The sequence below is a fragment of the Parviterribacter kavangonensis genome, from assembly GCF_056863335.1.
The window spans coordinates 80347-98540 of sequence record NZ_JBXPJA010000001.1; the positions used below are offsets into that span (position 1 = coordinate 80347).

Annotated in this window: 17 protein-coding genes; 11 read left to right on the top strand and 6 right to left on the bottom strand. The window is 72.3% G+C overall.

Annotated features, from left to right (window positions below; translation table 11 throughout):
- Window positions 1-396: 396 nt before the first annotated feature.
- Entirely contained in the window at window positions 397-2013 is a 1617-nt protein-coding gene (locus tag AC1UE4_RS00360) for a putative manganese-dependent inorganic diphosphatase (protein WP_482915231.1), read from the bottom strand.
- A 26-nt stretch (window positions 2014-2039) separates the two neighbouring features.
- Between AC1UE4_RS00360 and AC1UE4_RS00365 the strand changes: the two genes are divergently transcribed.
- Window positions 2040-4160 (top strand): molybdopterin-dependent oxidoreductase, encoded by a 2121-nt coding sequence (locus tag AC1UE4_RS00365; RefSeq protein ID WP_482915232.1) that lies wholly within the window; start codon window positions 2040-2042, stop codon window positions 4158-4160.
- A gap of 25 nt (window positions 4161-4185) precedes the next feature.
- Here the strand turns inward: AC1UE4_RS00365 and AC1UE4_RS00370 are convergent, their stop codons facing one another.
- Complete coding sequence (locus AC1UE4_RS00370; protein ID WP_482915233.1) at window positions 4186-4476, bottom strand: hypothetical protein; 291 nt, start codon at window positions 4474-4476, stop codon at window positions 4186-4188.
- Window positions 4477-4612: 136 nt separating this feature from the next.
- Here AC1UE4_RS00370 and AC1UE4_RS00375 point away from each other — a divergent pair, with 136 nt between their 5' ends.
- Together AC1UE4_RS00375 and AC1UE4_RS00380 are read left to right on the top strand one after the other, a co-directional pair.
- The gene (locus AC1UE4_RS00375; RefSeq protein WP_482915234.1) at window positions 4613-5287 is read left to right on the top strand and encodes an MBL fold metallo-hydrolase; all 675 of its coding nucleotides are present in this window, start codon (window positions 4613-4615) and stop codon (window positions 5285-5287) included.
- A gap of 4 nt (window positions 5288-5291) precedes the next feature.
- Entirely contained in the window at window positions 5292-5552 is a 261-nt protein-coding gene (locus tag AC1UE4_RS00380; RefSeq protein ID WP_482915235.1) for a hypothetical protein, read from the top strand.
- Between the two features lie 20 nt (window positions 5553-5572).
- Here the strand turns inward: AC1UE4_RS00380 and AC1UE4_RS00385 are convergent, their stop codons facing one another.
- From AC1UE4_RS00385 to AC1UE4_RS00400, 4 genes are all read right to left on the bottom strand, one after another.
- On the bottom strand, window positions 5573-5998 hold the full coding sequence (locus AC1UE4_RS00385; RefSeq protein WP_482915236.1) for a GFA family protein: 426 nt from the start codon (window positions 5996-5998) through the stop codon (window positions 5573-5575).
- A gap of 14 nt (window positions 5999-6012) precedes the next feature.
- Entirely contained in the window at window positions 6013-6144 is a 132-nt protein-coding gene (locus tag AC1UE4_RS00390; protein ID WP_482915237.1) for a hypothetical protein, read from the bottom strand.
- Between the two features lie 61 nt (window positions 6145-6205).
- A complete protein-coding gene (locus AC1UE4_RS00395; protein ID WP_482915238.1) occupies window positions 6206-7474 on the bottom strand; it encodes an acetyl-CoA hydrolase/transferase family protein in 1269 nt (422 codons plus the stop codon).
- Complete coding sequence (locus AC1UE4_RS00400) at window positions 7471-9072, bottom strand: RecQ family ATP-dependent DNA helicase (RefSeq protein WP_482915239.1); 1602 nt, start codon at window positions 9070-9072, stop codon at window positions 7471-7473. The genes AC1UE4_RS00395 and AC1UE4_RS00400 overlap by 4 nt, the downstream gene beginning before the upstream one ends.
- A 41-nt stretch (window positions 9073-9113) precedes the next feature.
- Here AC1UE4_RS00400 and uvrC point away from each other — a divergent pair, with 41 nt between their 5' ends.
- The 8 genes from uvrC (at window position 9114) to gpmI (ending at window position 18194) form a co-directional block, all read left to right on the top strand.
- Entirely contained in the window at window positions 9114-10970 is a 1857-nt protein-coding gene (gene uvrC, locus AC1UE4_RS00405; RefSeq protein WP_482915240.1) for an excinuclease ABC subunit UvrC, read from the top strand.
- A gap of 36 nt (window positions 10971-11006) precedes the next feature.
- Window positions 11007-11906: an RNase adapter RapZ gene (rapZ, locus tag AC1UE4_RS00410; protein WP_482915241.1), complete on the top strand. Its 900-nt coding sequence runs from the start codon at window positions 11007-11009 to the stop codon at window positions 11904-11906.
- Window positions 11903-12268 (top strand): VOC family protein, encoded by a 366-nt coding sequence (locus tag AC1UE4_RS00415; protein WP_482915242.1) that lies wholly within the window; start codon window positions 11903-11905, stop codon window positions 12266-12268. The genes rapZ and AC1UE4_RS00415 overlap by 4 nt, the downstream gene beginning before the upstream one ends.
- 136 nt (window positions 12269-12404) lie before the next feature.
- Window positions 12405-13766 (top strand): hypothetical protein, encoded by a 1362-nt coding sequence (locus AC1UE4_RS00420; protein ID WP_482915243.1) that lies wholly within the window; start codon window positions 12405-12407, stop codon window positions 13764-13766.
- 54 nt (window positions 13767-13820) lie between these two features.
- Window positions 13821-14843 carry a type I glyceraldehyde-3-phosphate dehydrogenase gene (gene gap / locus AC1UE4_RS00425; protein WP_482915244.1) on the top strand — a complete coding sequence of 341 codons (1023 nt, stop codon included), beginning with the start codon at window positions 13821-13823 and terminating at the stop codon, window positions 14841-14843.
- On the top strand, window positions 14840-15973 hold the full coding sequence (locus tag AC1UE4_RS00430; RefSeq protein ID WP_482915245.1) for a phosphoglycerate kinase: 1134 nt from the start codon (window positions 14840-14842) through the stop codon (window positions 15971-15973). Before gap ends, AC1UE4_RS00430 begins: the two co-directional genes overlap by 4 nt.
- A complete protein-coding gene (gene tpiA / locus AC1UE4_RS00435; protein ID WP_482915246.1) occupies window positions 15970-16731 on the top strand; it encodes a triose-phosphate isomerase in 762 nt (253 codons plus the stop codon). Before AC1UE4_RS00430 ends, tpiA begins: the two co-directional genes overlap by 4 nt.
- A complete protein-coding gene (gpmI, locus tag AC1UE4_RS00440; RefSeq protein ID WP_482915247.1) occupies window positions 16728-18194 on the top strand; it encodes a 2,3-bisphosphoglycerate-independent phosphoglycerate mutase in 1467 nt (488 codons plus the stop codon). Before tpiA ends, gpmI begins: the two co-directional genes overlap by 4 nt.

Sequence of the window (18194 nt, forward strand, 5' to 3'; positions counted from 1 at the left end):
GTCTGGCTCGCCGGTTGTCTGACACTCGCGTCCGGTATCCGGATGCAGCGCTTCGCCAGTTCGACCTCCGGCCACAAGGTCTTCCTTCCGTCGCCTCCTACAAGGCTCAGGATCCGGCGGTGCGCGAGGGGATCGTCACGGGTCTGCGTCGACGCGCTGTTGTGCGCGCTGGTCGCCAGGGCAAGCGCGAAGGGGGAGACCATCGGGCCGGACGACACATCAGTCGCGGCGCGTGAGGGTTGGATCCACCTCCCAACTCAGGCGTCGGTGCTGGAAGCGCTCGTGAACGACGGCGTGATCTCTTAGTCGCACCCTCCACCGCCTCACGGGCTAGCGGGTGCTAGCCAATTCGCTAGCAACGGCTAGCCAAGGCGTGAGGAGAGACGGCGACCGTGCTCAGAACGCGCCGAGGATCACCGGCGCGACTTGCTTCTTGCGGCTCATCACGCCGGGGAGGTCGACGACGCCGTCGTCGCCGTCGTTGCCGAAGGCGCGGTGGACCGGGCCGCGCTCGCCCGAGATGAGCAGCGTGGTGCCGCCGGCGAGGATGTCGGTGACCATCAGCGCGCTCATCGCGCGCTCGTGGCGGGTGCGCTCGTTCTCGAGCGCGGCCAGCAGCTCGTCGCGGCGCTCGTCGAGCGCCGGGCCGACGGTCTCGATCTGCGCGATCGCGATCGTCCCGCCGGAGACCTCGTACTCCTTGGCGTCACGGCTGATGATCTCCTCGGCCGTCGCCTCGGAGACGTCGGAGCCGGCCTCGAACATCTCGCGGCCGAACTCCTCGGCGTCGGCATCGATGCGGCCCTCGAGGTACTCGACGACGGCGCGGTCGCGGTCGGTGGTCGTCGGCGAGTTGAGGATCACGGTGTCGCTGAGCACCGCGCCCAGCAGTACCGTCGCGGACTCCTCGCTCGGCTCCATCCCGTTCTGGCGGAAGCGCTCGACGACGAGCGTCGCCGTCGAGCCGACCGGGTCGAACGTCGCGCGCACCGGGATGCGCGTCTCGATCGAGCCGATGTGGTGGTGGTCGAGGATCTCGACGATCTCGGCGCGGTCGATGCCGTGGACGCTCTGGCCCTGCTCGGCGTGGTCGACGAGGATGACGCGGCGCGGCTCGGGGTTGACGATCGAGCTGCGGGTCACCAGGCCGACGGGGCGGTCGTGGTCGACCGCGACGGCGGCGCCGTAGCTGACGTCCTTGACCTGCTCGGCGACGTCGCTCAGCAGGTCGTCGGGGTGGACGGTGAGCGGCTCGTCGTCCATGAGCGAGCGGCACGGCGCGGCCAGGGTGATCATGCGGCCGGTGACGTAGCTGTCGAGCGGCGACAGGACGATCCGCGTCCCCTTCTCGCTCGCGAGCTCGACGACGTCCTTCGACGGCCGCTGGCCGTTCGAGATGACGAGCAGCGCGACGCCGAGCTCGATGATCCGCTTCTGCGCCTCCTCGCGGTTGCCGATCACGACGACGTCGCCCGCCTCGATGCCGGTGTCGTCCCAGCCCTCCTCCATCGCGTAGACCCACACGCGGCCGGCGACCTCGCCCTCCTCGCCGACGCACAGCTCGCCCTCGAGCGCGTCGACGATCGCGGCGATCGTCGCGGGCGCGTCCTGCAGCGAGGACGCCTCGCGGGACTCGCGGATGTAGCGGCGGGCGAGCACGCGCTCGGTCATGACGCCGGCCAGGCAGCCGTCGTCGTCGACGACCGGCAGGAGGTCGAGCCCCTTCTGCGCCATCGTGATGCCGACGGTGCGGACGGACTCGTCGGCGTCCGCCTGATCGAAGTCCTCCTGCATCACGTCGCGGACGCGCAGCAGGATGTGCGGCAGGTAGCGCGGCTCGGGCACGCCCGCGCGCTCGAGCACCCACTTCGTCTGCGCGTTGACGTCGCCGAGCCGGACCGGGATGTACTCCGTCCCGCGGTCCATCCGGGTCCGGAACTCCGCGTAGCCGATCGCCGCCGCGATCGAGTCGGTGTCGGGGTTGCGGTGGCCGGTGACGTACACGGGGCGCATCGGGGGCCGAAGAGTAGAGTCCGCCCATGCGCACTGCCTTCCGGACGTGTCCCTTCTGCGAGGCCACCTGCGGCCTCGCGGTGACGATCGCCGACGACGGCTCGGTCGAGAAGGTCCGGGGTGATGCGGACGACGTGTTCTCACAGGGGTTCCTGTGCCCGAAGGGCGTGTCGCTGAAGTCGCTGCACGAGGACCCCGCGCGCCTGCGCACGCCGCTCGTCAAGCAGGCCGACGGGACGTTCCGCGAGGCCTCGTGGGACGAGGCGTTCCAGGTGGTCAACGACGGCCTCGCGCCGATCCTCGAGCGCGACGGCCGCGACGCCGTCGCCGCCTACGTCGGCAACCCGAACGCTCACAACATCGGCGGCCTGCTCTACCTGCGGGCGCTGCTGAAGGCGCTGCAGTCGAAGTCGCTCTTCAGCGCGTCGACCGTCGACCAGTACCCGAAGCAGATGGCGGCGGCGTACATGTTCGGCAGCGGCGCGACGGTGCCGGTCCCCGACCTGGATCGCACCGACTACCTGCTCATGCTCGGCGCGAACCCGCTCGCGTCGAACGGGTCGCTCATGACCGCGCCCGACGTGCGCGGCCGGCTGCGCGGGATCCAGGCGCGTGGCGGGCGCGTCGTGGTCGTGGACCCGCGCCGGACGCGCACCGCGAAGGTGGCCGACGAGCACGTCTGGATCCGGCCCGGGACGGACGCGCTGCTGCTCATGGCGCTCGTCCACGTGCTCTTCGAGGAGGACCTGGCGACGCCGGTCGATGGCGTGAACGGTCTCGACGTCGTGCGCGGGCTGGCCGCCGACTTCTCGCCGGAGGCGGTCGAGGCCGCGACGGGGATCGGCGCCGACGTGACGAGGCGGCTCGCGCGCGAGCTGGCCGCCGCGCCGGCGAGCGCCGTCTACGGCCGCATCGGCACGACCACGCAGGTCTTCGGCACGACGACGTCGTGGCTCGTCGACGTGGTCAACGCGCTGACCGGCAACCTCGACCGGCCGGGCGGCGCGATGTTCCCGCTGCCCGCCCACGCCAAGCGGGGCACCGGCTCCGGCCGCGGCGCGCGCTTCGGCCGCTGGACGTCGCGCGTGCGCCAGGCGCCCGAGCTGTTCGGCGAGCTGCCGGTCGCCTGCCTGGCCGAGGAGATCGAGACGCCCGGCGAGGGCCAGGTCCGCGCGCTCATCACCGTCGCGGGCAACCCGGTCGTGTCGACGCCGAACGCCGGCCGGCTGGACGCGGCGCTGGCGTCGCTCGACTTCATGGTCAGCGTCGACATCTACGTCAACGAGACCACTCGCCACGCCGACGTGATCCTGCCGGTGCCGTCGCCGCTCGAGAAGGCGCACTACGACCTCGCGCTCTACGGGTTCGCCGTGCGCAACGTCGCGAACTGGTCGCCGCCGGTGCTCGAGCGGTCGATGCCCGACGAGTGGGAGACGCTGCTGCGGCTGACCGGGATCGTCGCGGGACTCGGGCCGGCCGCGGACGTCGCGGCGCTCGACGACATGGTCGCCGCGGACCTCGCGCGGCGGGAGGAGCTGGAGCCGGCCGCCGATCGACGCGGGCCGGAGCGGCTGGTGGACCTGATGCTGCGCGCGGGGGCGTACGGGCTGTCGCTCGCCGACCTCGAAGCGGCGCCGCACGGGATCGACCTCGGGCCGCTGGAGCCGCGGCTGCCGGAGGCGCTGAAGACGCCGTCGGGGCTGGTGGAGCTGGCGCCCGAGCCGCTCGTCGCCGACGTCGACCGGCTGCACGCCGCGCTCGACGCGGGCACGGACGCGGAGCTCGTGCTGATCGGCCGGCGCCACCTGCGCTCGAACAACTCGTGGATGAACGGGCTGCCGGTCCTGGCCGGCGGGCCGGAGCGGTGCACGGCCTTCGTCCACCCGGACGACGCGGCGCGCCACGGGATCGAGGACGGCGCGATGGTGCTCGTCGCCTCGCGCGTCGGCGAGCTCGAGATCCCGGCGGAGGTGACAGACGACGTCATGCCCGGCGTCGTCTCGATCCCTCACGGATGGGGAGAGCGCAACTCCAACCAGCTCACCGACGAGGACGTGCTCGACCCGCTGTCGGGCACGGCGGTGCTGAACGGCATCCCGGTCACGCTGGCGCCGGTCGCCGCGGCGGCCCCCGCACCCGCGGCCTGACGGCCGCGGGCGGAGGCGCATGGCACTAGTTGCAGGGATTGCCCTGCGACTTGCCCGGCTTGCAGCTCGACGTCGAGTCGAGGTCCTGCGGCGCGGGCGACGTGTTGGTCGTGTTGCCCTGCGTCTCGTCGACGGTCGTCGTGCCGACGCCGGCCTGGTTGTTGCCCGGGCCGTCGAACGTGGTGCACGTGATCTGGCCCTGGACCTTCACGCAGTTCGACGGAAGCGGAGCGGCGCCTGAACCGAGCGGGTTGACGGCGACGCCCACCAGCATCGTCGCGGCGAGACCGGCGAGGCCCTTCGTACGTGCGGTCATGTGTGACCTTCCTCTGGACGTGTCCCCGCCGAAGAGTCCGTTCCGGCGGTGTGCCGGACGGCACAAGCACCTTGTACTGGGCGTCAATCGCGGTTGCATTCGGACATGCGTCCAGATCACCGCTAGCGTCTCAAGCATGGAGCAGCTCGCCGACGGCGTCTTCCGGCTTCGCGGCCTCCCGCCGAACGCGATCAACGTCTACCTCGCGGGCGACGTGCTCGTCGACGCCGCGACGCGCCAGGGCACGAAGCGGATCATGCGTCAGCTGCGCGGGCGGAAGCTCTCGGCCCACGCGCTCACCCACGCGCATCCCGACCACCAGGGCGCGAGCCGCGCGGTGTGCACGGAGTTCGGCGTCCCGTTCTGGGTCGGGCGCGACGACGTCGAGCCGGCCGAGGGCGGCCCCGAGGCCGTCTCCCGGCGGCAGGAGCCGGGTCTGCGCAACCGGTTCCAGAAGCGGTTCTGGACCGGTCCCGGCCATCCCGTCGACCGCGCCCTCGCCGAGGGCGACGCGGTCGGCGAGTTCACGGTGCTCGAGGTCCCGGGGCACTCCGCCGGCCACGTCGCGTTCTGGCGCGCGCGCGACCGCGTCCTCATCCTCGGCGACGTCATCAACACGATGAGCCTCGTCACGACCCGCAAGGGACTGCAGGAGCCGCCGGCCGGCTTCACGCCCGACCCGGTCCGCAACCGCGCCTCGATCCGCCGGCTCGCCGCGCTGCGCCCCAGCCTCATCTGCGCCGGCCACGGTCCGCCATGGCGCGACCCCGACGCGTTCACGGCGTTCGCGGCCGCGCTCCCGAACCCCTGACGGGGTGGCCGGGGAACGCACACCGGACGGCCGCTACGTCGTCATCGACGGCCGCCGCTGGCGCGCGAGCGACCCCCGCCTCCCCGAGGAGCGCCGCCAGGAGCTGGTCGACGAGCTCATGGCCGCCCGGCGCGCCGTCGGCGCTGCGAAGCGCGCGAACGACCCCGAGGCCGAGCGCGCCGCTCGCGACCGCGTCCACGCCGCGAAGGTCGCGCTCGGCGAGCGCGGCAAGCCGTGGTGGGAGCCGGGCGGCGAGCGCGCGTGACGCTGGCGCTCTTCGACGGCTCAGCGCGATGCGGAGTAGCGGCTGCCCTCGTGCCGCGGCAGGCCGTCTTCGGGGATCGGCTCCCACGCCGCGGCGGATCCGACCCACGACCGCACGGACGGCCGGACGCCGGGGTCCTCGTCGAACGTCCCCATGCGGACGGCGATCCAGTCGGGGTGTCTGTCGTTGCGCGCGAAGACCGACGACCCGCAGACCGAGCAGAACCACTTCTCGCCGCCGTCGTCCGGCTTCCAGAACCTCAGCACGTCCTCGCCGGAGAGGATGCGGAACGACTCCGGGGCGGCATGGGCGCTCGGCGATGCCGCCGCGCCGGACCGGCGCTGGCACCGGCGGCAGTGGCAGTAGCTCGCGCCGAGCAGCTCGGCGCTCACCTCGTAGCGAACCGCGCCGCAGTTGCACCCGCCGGTGTGGGGAGGGGCGGCCACGGGCTCCGCGCGTTCTAGCGGCGGCGGAGGAGGCGGCGCCAGACCGGGCGGCGCGCGGCGCGGTCGGAGCACAGCGACCGGCGGTACTCGTGCAGCGTCATCCCGGAGGGGATGTCGCAGTCGATGTAGATGATCGGTCCTTCCATGACCCCCATACCACCACCGCGCGCGGACGGTGGCATCGGGGAGACCCCCTGGTCGGGACCCTCAAGTCACGAGGATGCCCGCCTCGTGGGCCTCGCGCTCGAGGTCCTCGCGGTGCTCCGGCGCGGCGATGCTGATGAGGCGGCGGGCGCGCTCGGCGATCGGGACGCCGCGCAGCTCCGCGATGCCGTGCTCCGTGACGACGTGGTCGACGGTGTTCTTCAGCGTCGTGACGACGGAGCCGGAGGTCAGCCGCGCGCGGATGCGTGACCGGCCCTTGCTCGTCGTCGAGTGCAGCACGACGAACGCGTGGCCGCCCTCGCTGTACATCGCGCCGCGGGCGAAGTCGGCCTGGCCGCCGCTGGATGACCAGTAACGCCCGGCGATCGTCTCCGACGCGCACTGGCCGTAGAGGTCGACCTCCGTCGTCGCGTTGATCGAGATGAACCGCTTCTCGCGCGCGATCCGCCGCGGGTCGTTGACGATGTCGACCGGCAGCATCTCGACGGCGGAGTTGCCGTCCATCCAGTCGTAGAGCGCGCGCGACCCCAGCGCGAACGTCGTCACCACCTTGTTCGGCCGCGTCTCCTTGTACGTGCCGGTGACGACGCCGCGCTCGACGAGGTCCATGATCCCGTCGGCGAGCAGCTCGGTGTGGATGCCGAGCTCCCGGTGGCCGTGCAGTGAGCCGAGGACCGCGTTCGGGATCCCGCCGATCCCGATCTGCAGCGTCGCGCGGTCCGGGATGCGCTCGACGATGTGCGCGGCGATGGCGTGGTCGTCGGGGCCCGGCACGACGGGCGGCACCTCGACGAGATCGCACTCCGTCTGCGTCCAACCGGCGATCTGCGTCATGTGGATCTGGTTGAGCCCGAAGGTCCGCGGCATGTGCGGCGTGACCTCGAGGAAGAAGGGCACGCGCCCGATCAGCCGCGCGACGTACTCGGCGTTCGTCCCGAGGCTGAAGTGGCCGTGGCGGTCGGGCGGCGAGGCGGCGGCCAGGACGATCGAGCAGCCGGTGCACGACTGCAGCAGCGCCGGCATCTCGGAGAAGTTGTTCGGGACCAGGTCGCACTGACCCTCCCAGTACGCCTGCCGCGTCACGTGCGAGAGGAAGTAGCTGACGTGGCGCAGGCGGCCGGGGTACGCGCCGTGGATGTACGGCCGGTCGTAGAGCGCGTGCATCTGGTGCACGCGGACGTCGCGCAGCTCCTCGTTGTGCTGCTCTAGCGTGTCGAGCAGCGTCGCCGGCTCGCCGCACGCCATCGGGACGATGACGTCGGCGCCGGGGGTGATGTGGTCGAGGACGGCGGTCGGGTCGGCTGGGTTCATGTGGCCGGGTCGGCGGGGGCGAGGAGGTCGCGCTCGAGGACGAGGTCGAGGCCGAGCGTCTTGTATCCAACCGTGTCGAACACGACGGTGACCTGGTCGTCCTGGATCTGGCCGACCGTGCCGACGCCCCACTCGGCGTGCTCGACGCGCTCGCCGACCGTGAACGGGGTGGCCTCCTCCTCGCGCGCGACCTCGTCGCCGCGGCGCTCGCAGACGTCGCAGTTGCCGCACGGCGGGTCGAAGTCCTCGCCGAAGTAGCCGAGCACGAGCGCGCGGCGGCAGCCGTCGGTCTCGGCGTACGCGCGCATCATCTCGACGCGCGAGCGGTCGAAGGCCTCGCGGTGCTCCTCGGCCTCGCCCGCGCGCTCGACCGCTTCGATCAGATCGCTCTCCCGGTTCGCCGCGATCGTCCCGTCGTCGTTGACGTGCGCGAAGCCCGCCTCCTCGAGGTGCTGGATCGCGGTGGCCAGCTTCGTGTCGCTGAGCGGGAGCTCCTCGACGAGCTCCTTCGGCCGCACCGGGTCGCGGTGGACGAGCAGCGCCTGCGCGACCTGCTCGACCTCGTCGGTCTTCACGCGGCCGCTGGCGAAGAAGCGGCGAAGGCCGAGGTCCTGCGGACGGTAGAAGAGCACCGCCTCGGCCGGCTCGCCGTCGCGGCCCGCCCGTCCGATCTCCTGGTAGTAGGAGTCGACGGACTCGCTGATGTCGTGGTGGTAGACCCAGCGGACGTCGGACTTGTCGATGCCCATGCCGAAGGCGATCGTCGCGACCATCACGTCGATGCCGTCGCCGGTCATGAACCCCTCCTGGCGCTCCTGGCGCTGCTTCGCGCCCAGGCCGCCGTGGTAGTGCTGCGCGCGGACGCCGCGCTCGCGCAGCTCCTCCGCGACCTCCTCGGCGCCCTTCTTCGTCGCGCAGTAGACGATGCCGGGGCCCTCCTTGTGCTCCTCGACGCGGTCGAGCAGCGCACGGCGCTTGCGCTGGGGCTCCTCGTGGCGGTCGACCTCGAGCCGGATGTTCGGGCGGTCGAAGCCCTTGACGATCACCTCGGCGTCGTCCATCCCCAGCACCTGGAGGATCTCGTCGCGCACCGGCGGCGCCGCGGTCGCGGTCAGCGCGAGCACGGGCGGGTGCCCGAGCGCTGCGATCGCCGGGCCGACGCGCAGGTAGTCCGGGCGGAAGTCGTGGCCCCACTGGCTGACGCAGTGCGCCTCGTCGACGACGAAGAGCGAGACGCCGGCCTCGCGCAGCTCGGCGAGCACCTCCTCGTTGGCGAGCTGCTCGGGCGCGAGGAGGACGAACTCGACCTCGTCCTCGGCGACGTCCTCGAGGACCTCCTCGCGCTGCCGGTCGGTCAGCGTCGAGTTGACGACGGCGGCCTCCTCCTCGACCGCCTCCATCTGGTCCTGCTGCAGCGCGATGAGCGGCGAGACGACGACGGTCGGGCCGTCGATCAGGAAGCCGGCGAGCTGGTAGATGGCCGACTTGCCGCTGCCGGTCGACATGACGCAGAGCGTGTCGCGGCCGCCGACGACCGACTGGACGGCCTCGAGCTGGCCGGGTCTCAGCTCGTCGTAGCCGAGCCGCTCCTTCGCCACGGCCCGGATCCGGGCAGGGCTGTTCTTATCCTCGGGCAACGGTGCCAAGTCCTTCCCTGTCCGAGCAGCGCAAGAACCTTCCGGACGCGCCCGGTGTCTATCTCTTCCGCGACGGGCGGGGCACCGTCATCTACGTCGGGAAGGCGAAGTCGATCCGCAAGCGGGTCGGCGGGCACTTCTCGAACCGCGTCACGCGCGGCGAGGTCGAGATGGTCGAGATGGCCGAGTCGATCGACTTCCTCGAGGTCGGGACCGAGGCCGAGGCGCTGCTGGCCGAGCAGAACTTCATCAAGCAGTACCAGCCCCGGTTCAACATCCGGCTGCGCGACGACAAGTCGTATCCGTTCATCGCGATCTCGATGGACGAGGAGTTCCCGCGCGTCTACTTCACGCGCGAGCGCCACCGGCGCGACCGCCTCTACTTCGGCCCGTACTCGAGCGCGAAGCGGACGCGGTCGACGCTCGACACGCTCGGCAAGATCTTCATGTACCGCTCGTGCCAGGGGACGGTGCCCGGGCGGCGGTCCGGCTCGCCTTGCCTCGACTACTACATCAAGCGCTGCGGGGCGCCGTGCGTCGGCTACGTCAACCAGGAGGAGTACCGCCAGGCGATCGACGGCGTCGTCGCGTTCCTCCAGGGGCGCTACCGCGAGGTCGAGCAGGAGCTGGAGGAGCGGATGAAGCTCGCCGCCGGCGTCCACGAGTTCGAGCAGGCGGCGATCGAGCGCAACCGGCTCCAGGCCGTGCGGTCGCTGCTCGAGAAGCAGCGGATCGCGAACGCGGGCGTCGGGTCGGTCGACGCGGTGGCCGTGGCCCTGAGCGGCGTCGACGCCAACGCGCAGGTGCTGCAGGTGCGCGACGGCGTGCTGTCGGACCGCCAGTCGTTCTACCTGACGAACCAGGGCGAGCTGTCGGCGCCCGAGGTGCTCCAGGAGTTCCTGCTCCAGTACTACACCGAGGCGCCCTCGGTGCCGGGGCAGATCGTCGTCGAGCACGACACCGATCCCGTGCTGGCGGAGCTGCTGACCGAGCGGCGCGGCGCGCGCGTCGAGATCCGCCGGGCCGAGCGCGGCGACAAGCGGCGGATCCTCGAGCTGGCGGTGCGCAACGCGAAGCTCGCCCTCGACACCGAGAAGCTCAAGGAGGAGCGGCGGCGCGAGCAGCGCGTCGAGGCGCTGAGCGGGCTGCAGGAGGCGCTGGGCCTGGACGCGCTGCCGATCCGGATCGAGTGCTTCGACATCTCGAACCTCATGGGCACGCACACGACCGCGTCGATGGTGGTGTTCGAGGGCGGGGCGCCCAAGAAGTCCGACTACCGGCGGTTCGTGGTGCGCGGGGGCGAGGAGGGCGTGCCCGACGACTTCGCCTCGATGGCCGAGGTGCTGCGGCGGCGGCTCGAGAACTGGGAGCGCCAGCAGGACCTCTCGCCGCACGACCCGAAGCGCAACGAGTCGTTCGCGACGCTCCCGTCGCTGATCGTCATCGACGGCGGCCCCGGCCAGCTGTCGAGCGGGCTGTCCGTGCTGCAGGGCTTCCGCGATCGCGGCGTCGCCGTCGTCTCGCTGGCGAAGCGCATCGAGGAGGTGTTCCTTCCCGACCGGCGCGATCCGCTGCTGCTGGCGCACGACACGCCGGCGCTGCAGCTGCTGCAGCGGGTGCGCGACGAGGCGCACCGCTTCGCGATCACCCACCACCGCACGCGGCGCGACCGGGCGATGACCGAGTCGATGCTCGACGGCCTGCCCGGGATCGGGCCGACGCGCAAGAGCGCCCTGCTCAAGCACTTCGGGTCGCCCGAGGCGGTCGTCGGCGCGTCGCGGGAGGAGCTCGAGGCGGTGCCCGGCGTCCCGCCGAAGGTCGCCCGGGACCTGCACGCCCACCTGCGCATGAACCGCTGACGGCGTCCGCCGTCCGCGGCATAGTGGGAGGTGCCCATGCCGTCCCCGTTCGAGGACCTCGTCGTCATCACCGGCTTCTCCGGCGCAGGCAAGTCGACCGTGATGAACGTCTTCGAGGACGCCGGGTACTTCTGCGTCGACAACCTCCCGCCGGAGATGATCGGGTCGCTCATCGGGCTGTTCCGCCACGACGGGTCGAAGGTCGAGCGGGCGGCGCTCGTCTGCGACGTGCGCGGGGGCGAGTACTTCGACGCGCTGCTGGCGACGCTCGACGGGCTGCAGCTGCCGCACCGGCTCGTGTTCCTCGACGCCGACGACACGGCGCTGATCACGCGGTACAAGGAGACCCGGCGGCGGCATCCGCTGGCACCGGAGGGCAGCGTCGAGCTCGGCATCGCGGCCGAGCGGACGATGCTGGCGCCGCTGCGCGACCGGGCGCACGCGGTGATCGACACGACCGGGCTCAGCGCGGCGTCGCTGCGGCGGCGGATCGCGAACGAGCTGCTGCCGGTCGACGCGACGCAGCGGCTGTCGGTGACGTTCACCTCGTTCGGCTTCAAGCACGGGCCGGTGCGCGATGCCGATCTGGCGTTCGACGTCCGGTTCCTCCCGAACCCGCACTACGTCGACGAGCTGCGGCCGCTGACCGGGCGCGACGACCGCGTCGTGCAGTACGTCGGCCGCAACGGGAAGCTGTCGGAGTTCTACGCGCGGCTGCACTCGCTGCTCGACTTCCTCCTGCCCGAGTACGTCCACGAGGGCAAGGCGCACCTGACGGTCGCGATCGGCTGCACCGGCGGCCGGCACCGGTCCGTCGCGATCGCCGAGCACCTCGCCAAGCGGTACCGCGACCGCGACGGCCTGCACGTCGAGGTCGTCCACCGCGACGTCCACCTCGCGGCGAACGAGGCCTACCGCCCGGTGAGGGCGGTGTGATCGACCACCTCGGCTTCGAGGTCGCCGACCTGAACCGGTCGGCGGCCTTCTACGACGCGGTCTTCTTCGCGCTCGGGATCCGGCGGCAGTTCCAATCGCCCGGCGCCGTCGCGTGGGGCGACAACGCGCCGTCGTTCTGGGTCGTCCAGCGCGGCCTTGCGCCCGCGCCGGGCTACGGGCACGTCGCCCTGCGCGCCGTCTCCCGGCCGGCTGTCGACGCGGCGCACCGCGCCGGCCTCGAAGCGGGAGGGAGCGACGACGGCGCCCCCGGCCCAAGAACCCAATACGGCCCCAGGTACTACTCGGCGTACCTCCGAGACCCGGATGGGCTGCGCCTCGAGATCGTGACGGGGTCGCGATGAGGCTCCTCGATCTCCCGGGGCCGTCGCGGCGGATCCGGATCGAGCCTCTGGTCGTTCCGGTGCCGCGCGAGGAGCCTCCTGCTCCGCAGGAGCCGGCGCCGGTGGAGCCCGCGCCTGCGCGCGAGCCCGCGCCCGCGTGACGGCTCCGGACTTCATCGAGCCCCTCGTCGGCTTCCGCGCGTGGAGGGTCGACCGGGGGGTGCTCGTCCCGTGGTCGGCGGGCGCGGCCGGGGCGTGGGAGCCGGGGGTGAACACGGCCAAGTGCCTCTTCCACCCGGCGCACCGGGCGCCGGTCGCGGCCTGCTCGTGCGGGCTCTACGCGCTCGCCGACGCGGCGGACGAGCGGCTGCGGCCCGACCAGGAGGCCGTCGGGGCGATCGTCGCGTGGGGTGACGTCGAGGTCCACCGGACGGGGTTCCGCGCCGAGCTGGCGACGATCGTCGCGCTTACGCTGCCCGACCGCTGCTCCGCGCGCCACGAGGAGGACCTCCGGATGGCCGCCCGCCGCTACCGCGTGCCGCTCGTCCCGGTCGACCACCTCGTCGAGACCGCCTGCGAGCACGGCCGCCCGATCCCGTTCGAGGCGATCCCGCCCCGCCCGCGGACTCACCGGCCCGACGTCCCGTCCCTCGCCCGCGTCGGCCTCTCGGGCACCGTCGTCGACGACCACATCGAGGTCACCCTCACGGCGGAAGGGGTGCGGCTCGCGCCCACCCCGGAGGTCCGCGCCCTCCAGCCGCCGGGGCGCGGAGGGGCGGTGGCGGAGGAGATCGCGGCTGGGGAGACTCGGATGCGGCCGGCGGTGGAGATCGGGTCGCCGGTGAGGCGGGGCGACGTGATCTTGCGGTCGGGGGGCGGCGACGACGGGTTGGTGCTGAGGACGCCGCTGACCGGCCACGTCGTCGAGGCTGACCAGGACGCGGTCTTCGTGCTGCCCTCGAAGTGGGAGGAGGAGGGGGCGGAGGTCGAGTGGGGCAGCAGTGGCCGGCGGGCGTACGCCGCGGCGCTCGGCGACCTCGGGCGTCACGGCGACCCGTTCGCCCAGCTGCGGACGCGGTGGTGGCGCGCGACCGAGGGGGTCCGGTCGGCGGCGGACGTCCGCATGGCGCTCAAGCGGGAGCGCGAGCGGCCCCGGTTCGCCGACGACGCCGAGGTCTACGCGGAGCTCGGCGAGCGGGTGCGCCGCCGGCTCGCCAGGCCGGAGGTGCGTCGGGCGGCGCAGCGGCTGCGGGTGCGGATCCTCTGGCGCCTGCACCGCCCGGACGCAGCGTTGCTCCTCGACCTGGAGGGCGACGAGCCGGCGATCACGTTCGACACGCCGGACGCCGAGGCCGACCTCGTCCTCTACGCGGCGGCGGAGACGGCCGACGACCTGCTCTCCGGGCGCGCCGACTTCGCGACCGCGCTGCGCGGCCGGGCGCTCCAGTCCCCGGCGCCGCCCGCCGACGTGCTGCGCGCGGCGAGCGTGCTGAAACCGCTTCACGAACGTGACGGATAAGGTCCGTCGCCGGACACTGCGCCAGCACAGAAGACTCAGGAGGAACCTGAACCCATGCCCGTACGCGTCGGCATCAACGGCTTCGGTCGCATCGGCCGGAACCTGTTCCGGGCGGCGAAGGCGGCGAACGCGGACATCGACTTCGTGGCCGTCAACGACCTCACGGACTCGAAGACCCTCGCCCACCTGCTCAAGTACGACTCGATCCTGGGTCCGTACCCCGGCACGGTCGAGGACACGGGCAGCGGCCTCCTCGTCGACGGCGACGAGCTGAAGGTCCTCGCCGAGACCGACCCGGCGAAGCTCCCCTGGGGCGACCTCGGCGTCGACGTCGTCATCGAGTCCACCGGCCGCTTCACCGACCGCGAGAACGCGTCCAAGCACCTCGAGGGCGGCGCGAAGAAGGTCATCATCTCCGCCCCGGCCAAGGGCGAGGACATCACGGTCTGCCTCGGCGTCAACTTCGACCAGTACGACCCGGACAAGCACGACGTCATCTCGAACGCGTCGTGCACGACGAACTGCCTCGCGCCGTTCGCCAAGGTCCTCAACGACACCGTCGGCATCAAGCACGGCCTGATGACGACGATCCACGCGTACACGGCCGACCAGCGCCTCCAGGACCTCCCGCACAAGGACCTGCGCCGCGCCCGCGCCGCCGCGATCAACCTCATCCCGGCGTCCACCGGCGCCGCGAAGGCCGTCGGCCTCGTGCTGCCGGAGCTGCAGGGCAAGCTCTCCGGCTTCGCCGTCCGTGCGCCCGTCCCGACCGGCTCGGTCGTCGACCTCACGATCGAGGCGAACCGCGAGACGTCGGCGGAGGAGATCAACGAGGCGATGAAGGCCGCCGCGGAGAGCGAGGGCCTGAAGGGCATCCTCGCCTACACCGAGGACCCGATCGTCTCGAGCGACATCGTCACGAACCCGCACTCGTCGATCTTCGACGCGCAGCTGACGAGCGTCATCGACGGCACGATGGTCAAGGCCGTCTCCTGGTACGACAACGAGTGGGGCTACTCGAACCGCTGCGTCGAGCTCGCCCAGAAGGTCCTCGTCCCGGCGGCCGCCAAGTCGTGAGGACCCTCGACGACCTCGGGGACCTCAACGGGAAACGCGTCTTCGTCAGGGTCGACTTCAACGTCCCCCTGAAGGAAGGCGCGATCACGGATGACACTCGCATCCGCGCGGCGCTTCCCACCCTGGAAGCGCTGCGCGAGCGCGGGGCGAAGCTCATCCTGGCGGCCCACCTCGGGCGGCCGAAGGACCGCGAGCCGGAGTTCAGCCTCGAGCCGGTCGCGAAGCGCACGAGCGAGCTGCTCGGCGTGGACGTGCCGCTCGCGACCGACCTCGACCACGTCCCGGACGGCGACGTGGTGATGCTCGAGAACGTCCGCTACGAGCCGGGGGAGACGAAGGACGACCCCGAGCTCGCGCAGCGCTACGCCAAGCTCGCGGACGCCTACGTCAACGACGCCTTCGGCGCCGCGCACCGCGCGCACGCGTCGACCCACGGCATCGCGCGGCTGCTCCCGAGCGCCGCCGGCCTGCTGCTGCAGCGCGAGGTCGACACGCTCGAGGGGATCCTCGCCGATCCGAAGCGCCCGCTCGTCGCCGTCGTCGGCGGCGCGAAGGTGACGGACAAGATCGGCGTGCTCGACGCCTTCCTCCAGCGCGCCGAGACCGTGCTCATCGGCGGCGCGATGTGCTTCCCGTTCTTCGCCGCCGCCGGGCACTCGGTCGGCTCGTCGCTGTGCGAGCAGGAGGGCATCGAGCCCGCCAAGCGCGCGGTCGCCGACGGCGGCGACAAGCTCGTGCTGCCGCAGGACCTCGTCCTCGGCCGCGAGTTCTCCGCCGACACCGAGACGCAGCAGCTCGACGGCGTCGACGTGCCCGACGGCTGGATGGGCCTCGACGTCGGGCCGCGCACGGCCGAGCGTTACAGCGAGGTCATCGCGCAGGCCGGCACCGTGTTCTGGAACGGCCCCATGGGAGCGTTCGAGCTGGAGCCGTTCGCGGCCGGCACGCGCGCGGTCGCCGAGGCGGTCGCCAGGGCGTCCGGCGTCACGGTGGTGGGCGGCGGCGACAGCGCGGCGGCGCTCGCGCAGTTCGGGCTCGCCGACCGGGTCACGCACCTCTCGACCGGCGGCGGCGCTTCGCTCGAGCTGCTGGAGGGGAAGCCCCTTCCCGGCGTGGAGGCCCTCCGATGAGCGACCGCAAGTCGCTCGTCTGCGGCAACTGGAAGATGTGGGGCACGACCGCCGAGGCGCGCGACCTCGTCGCCGGCGTGCTGCCGGCGGTGACGGAGCATCCCGGCGTCGACGTCGCGGTCGCGGTCCCGTACACGGCGCTGGCCGCCGTGACCGAGGCCGCGCAGGGCACGGCGCTCGCCGTCTACGCGCAGAACATGCACGAGGCCGACACCGGCGCCTACACCGGCGAGGTGTCGGTGCGGATGCTCACCGAGCTCGGCATCGACGGCGTGCTGCTCGGCCACTCCGAGCGGCGCGAGCTCTTCGCCGAGAGCGACAAGGCGCTCGAGAAGAAGGTCCCCGTCGCGCTGGACGCCGGGCTCGTCCCGATGCTCTGCGTCGGCGAGACCGAGGAGGAGCGCGAGCGCGGCGACACCGAGCGCAAGCTGCGCCATCAGGTGCAGGAAGGGCTCCGCGACGTCCCGACGGAGCGCCTGCACGAGGTCGTCATCGCGTACGAGCCGATCTGGGCGATCGGGACCGGCAACGTCGCCACGCCCGAGCAGGCGCAGGACGCGGTCGCCTTCGTCCGCGCGCTCGTGGCCGACCGCTCGCGCGACCAGGGGGAGCTCGTCCGCGTCCTCTACGGCGGCAGCGTCAAGCCGGAGAACGCCGAGGAGCTGCTCGCACTGCCGGACGTCGACGGCGCGCTCGTCGGCGGCGCGTCGCTGAAGGCGGACTCGTTCACGGCGATCGTGGCGGCCGCGAAGCCGTGAGCACGCCGGCGTTCCCGAGCGCGGTGCTCGTCGTGCTCGACGGGTGGGGCCTCGCCCCGCCCGGCCCCGGGAACGCGGTCGACCTGGCCGACACGCCCGTGTTCGACGAGCTCTGGTCGACCTACCCGCACACGACGCTGATCGCGTGCGGCAAGGCGGTCGGCCTGCCCGACGGGCAGATGGGCAACAGCGAGGTCGGGCACCTCAACCTCGGCGCCGGCGCGGTCGTCATGCAGGACCTCACGAGGATCGACGAGGCGCTCGTCGAGAAGCACGAGTCCAACGACGTCCTCGACGCCGCGATGCGCGACACCGAGCGGCTGCACCTCGTCGGTCTCGTGTCCGACGGCGGCGTGCACTCGTCGCTCGAGCACCTCGAGGCGCTCGTCGGGCTCGCGCGCGAGGCGGGCGTCCCGGACGTCGTCGTCCACGCGTTCACCGACGGCCGCGACACCTCGCCGACCAGCGGCGCCGGGTTCCTCGCGCGCGTCGACTCGTGGGACGGCTGCCGTGTCGGCACCGTCATCGGCCGCTACTACGGCATGGACCGCGACAAGCGCGCCGAGCGCACGCAGGCCGCGCGCGACCTGCTCGTCGAGGGGAAGGCCGAGCACCACGCGGACACCGGCGAGGCCGCCGTGCGCGCCGCGTACGTCCGCGACGAGACGGACGAGTTCATCACCGCCACGACGGTCGGCGACGAGGCGAAGATCCGTCCCGGCGACTCGGTGCTGACGTTCAACTTCCGCCCCGACCGCATGCGCCAGATCGTCACCGCGCTGGCGGAGGACGCCGAGCGCATCACGACGCTGACGGAGTACGAGGAGGACTGGACCTTCGCGGTGGCCTTCCCGCCGTCGCGGCCGGCCGAGACGATCGCCCACGTCATCGCGCGCGAGGGCGGCAAGCAGCTGCACGTCGCCGAGACCGAGAAGTACCCGCACGTGACGTACTTCTTCAACGGCGGCGAGGAGGAGCCGTACGAGGGCGAGCGGCGCGAGCTCGTGCCGTCGCCGCGCGACGTCCCGACGTACGACCACAAGCCGCAGATGAGCGCGCGCGAGGCGGCCGACGCCTTCGTCGCCGCATGGCGCGAGGACGGCCCGCGCTTCGGCGTCATCAACTTCGCGAACGCCGACATGGTCGGGCACACCGGTTCCATCCCCGCCGCGATCACCGCGGTCGAGACGGTCGACGCCTGCCTCCGCGACGTCGTGAAGGTGGTGCAGGAGAGCGGCGGCGTGCTGCTCATCACCGCGGACCACGGCAACGCGGACGAGATGCTCGAGGAGGACGGGTCGCCCGACACGGCGCACTCGCTCAACCCGGTGCCGGTGATCGTCACGTCGCATGACGTGACGCTGCCGCACGAGGGCGTGCTCGCCGACGTCGCGCCGACGCTGCTGCAGCTGCTGGGCATCGAGCAGCCCGCCGCGATGACGGGCCGCTCGCTGCTCGGCTGA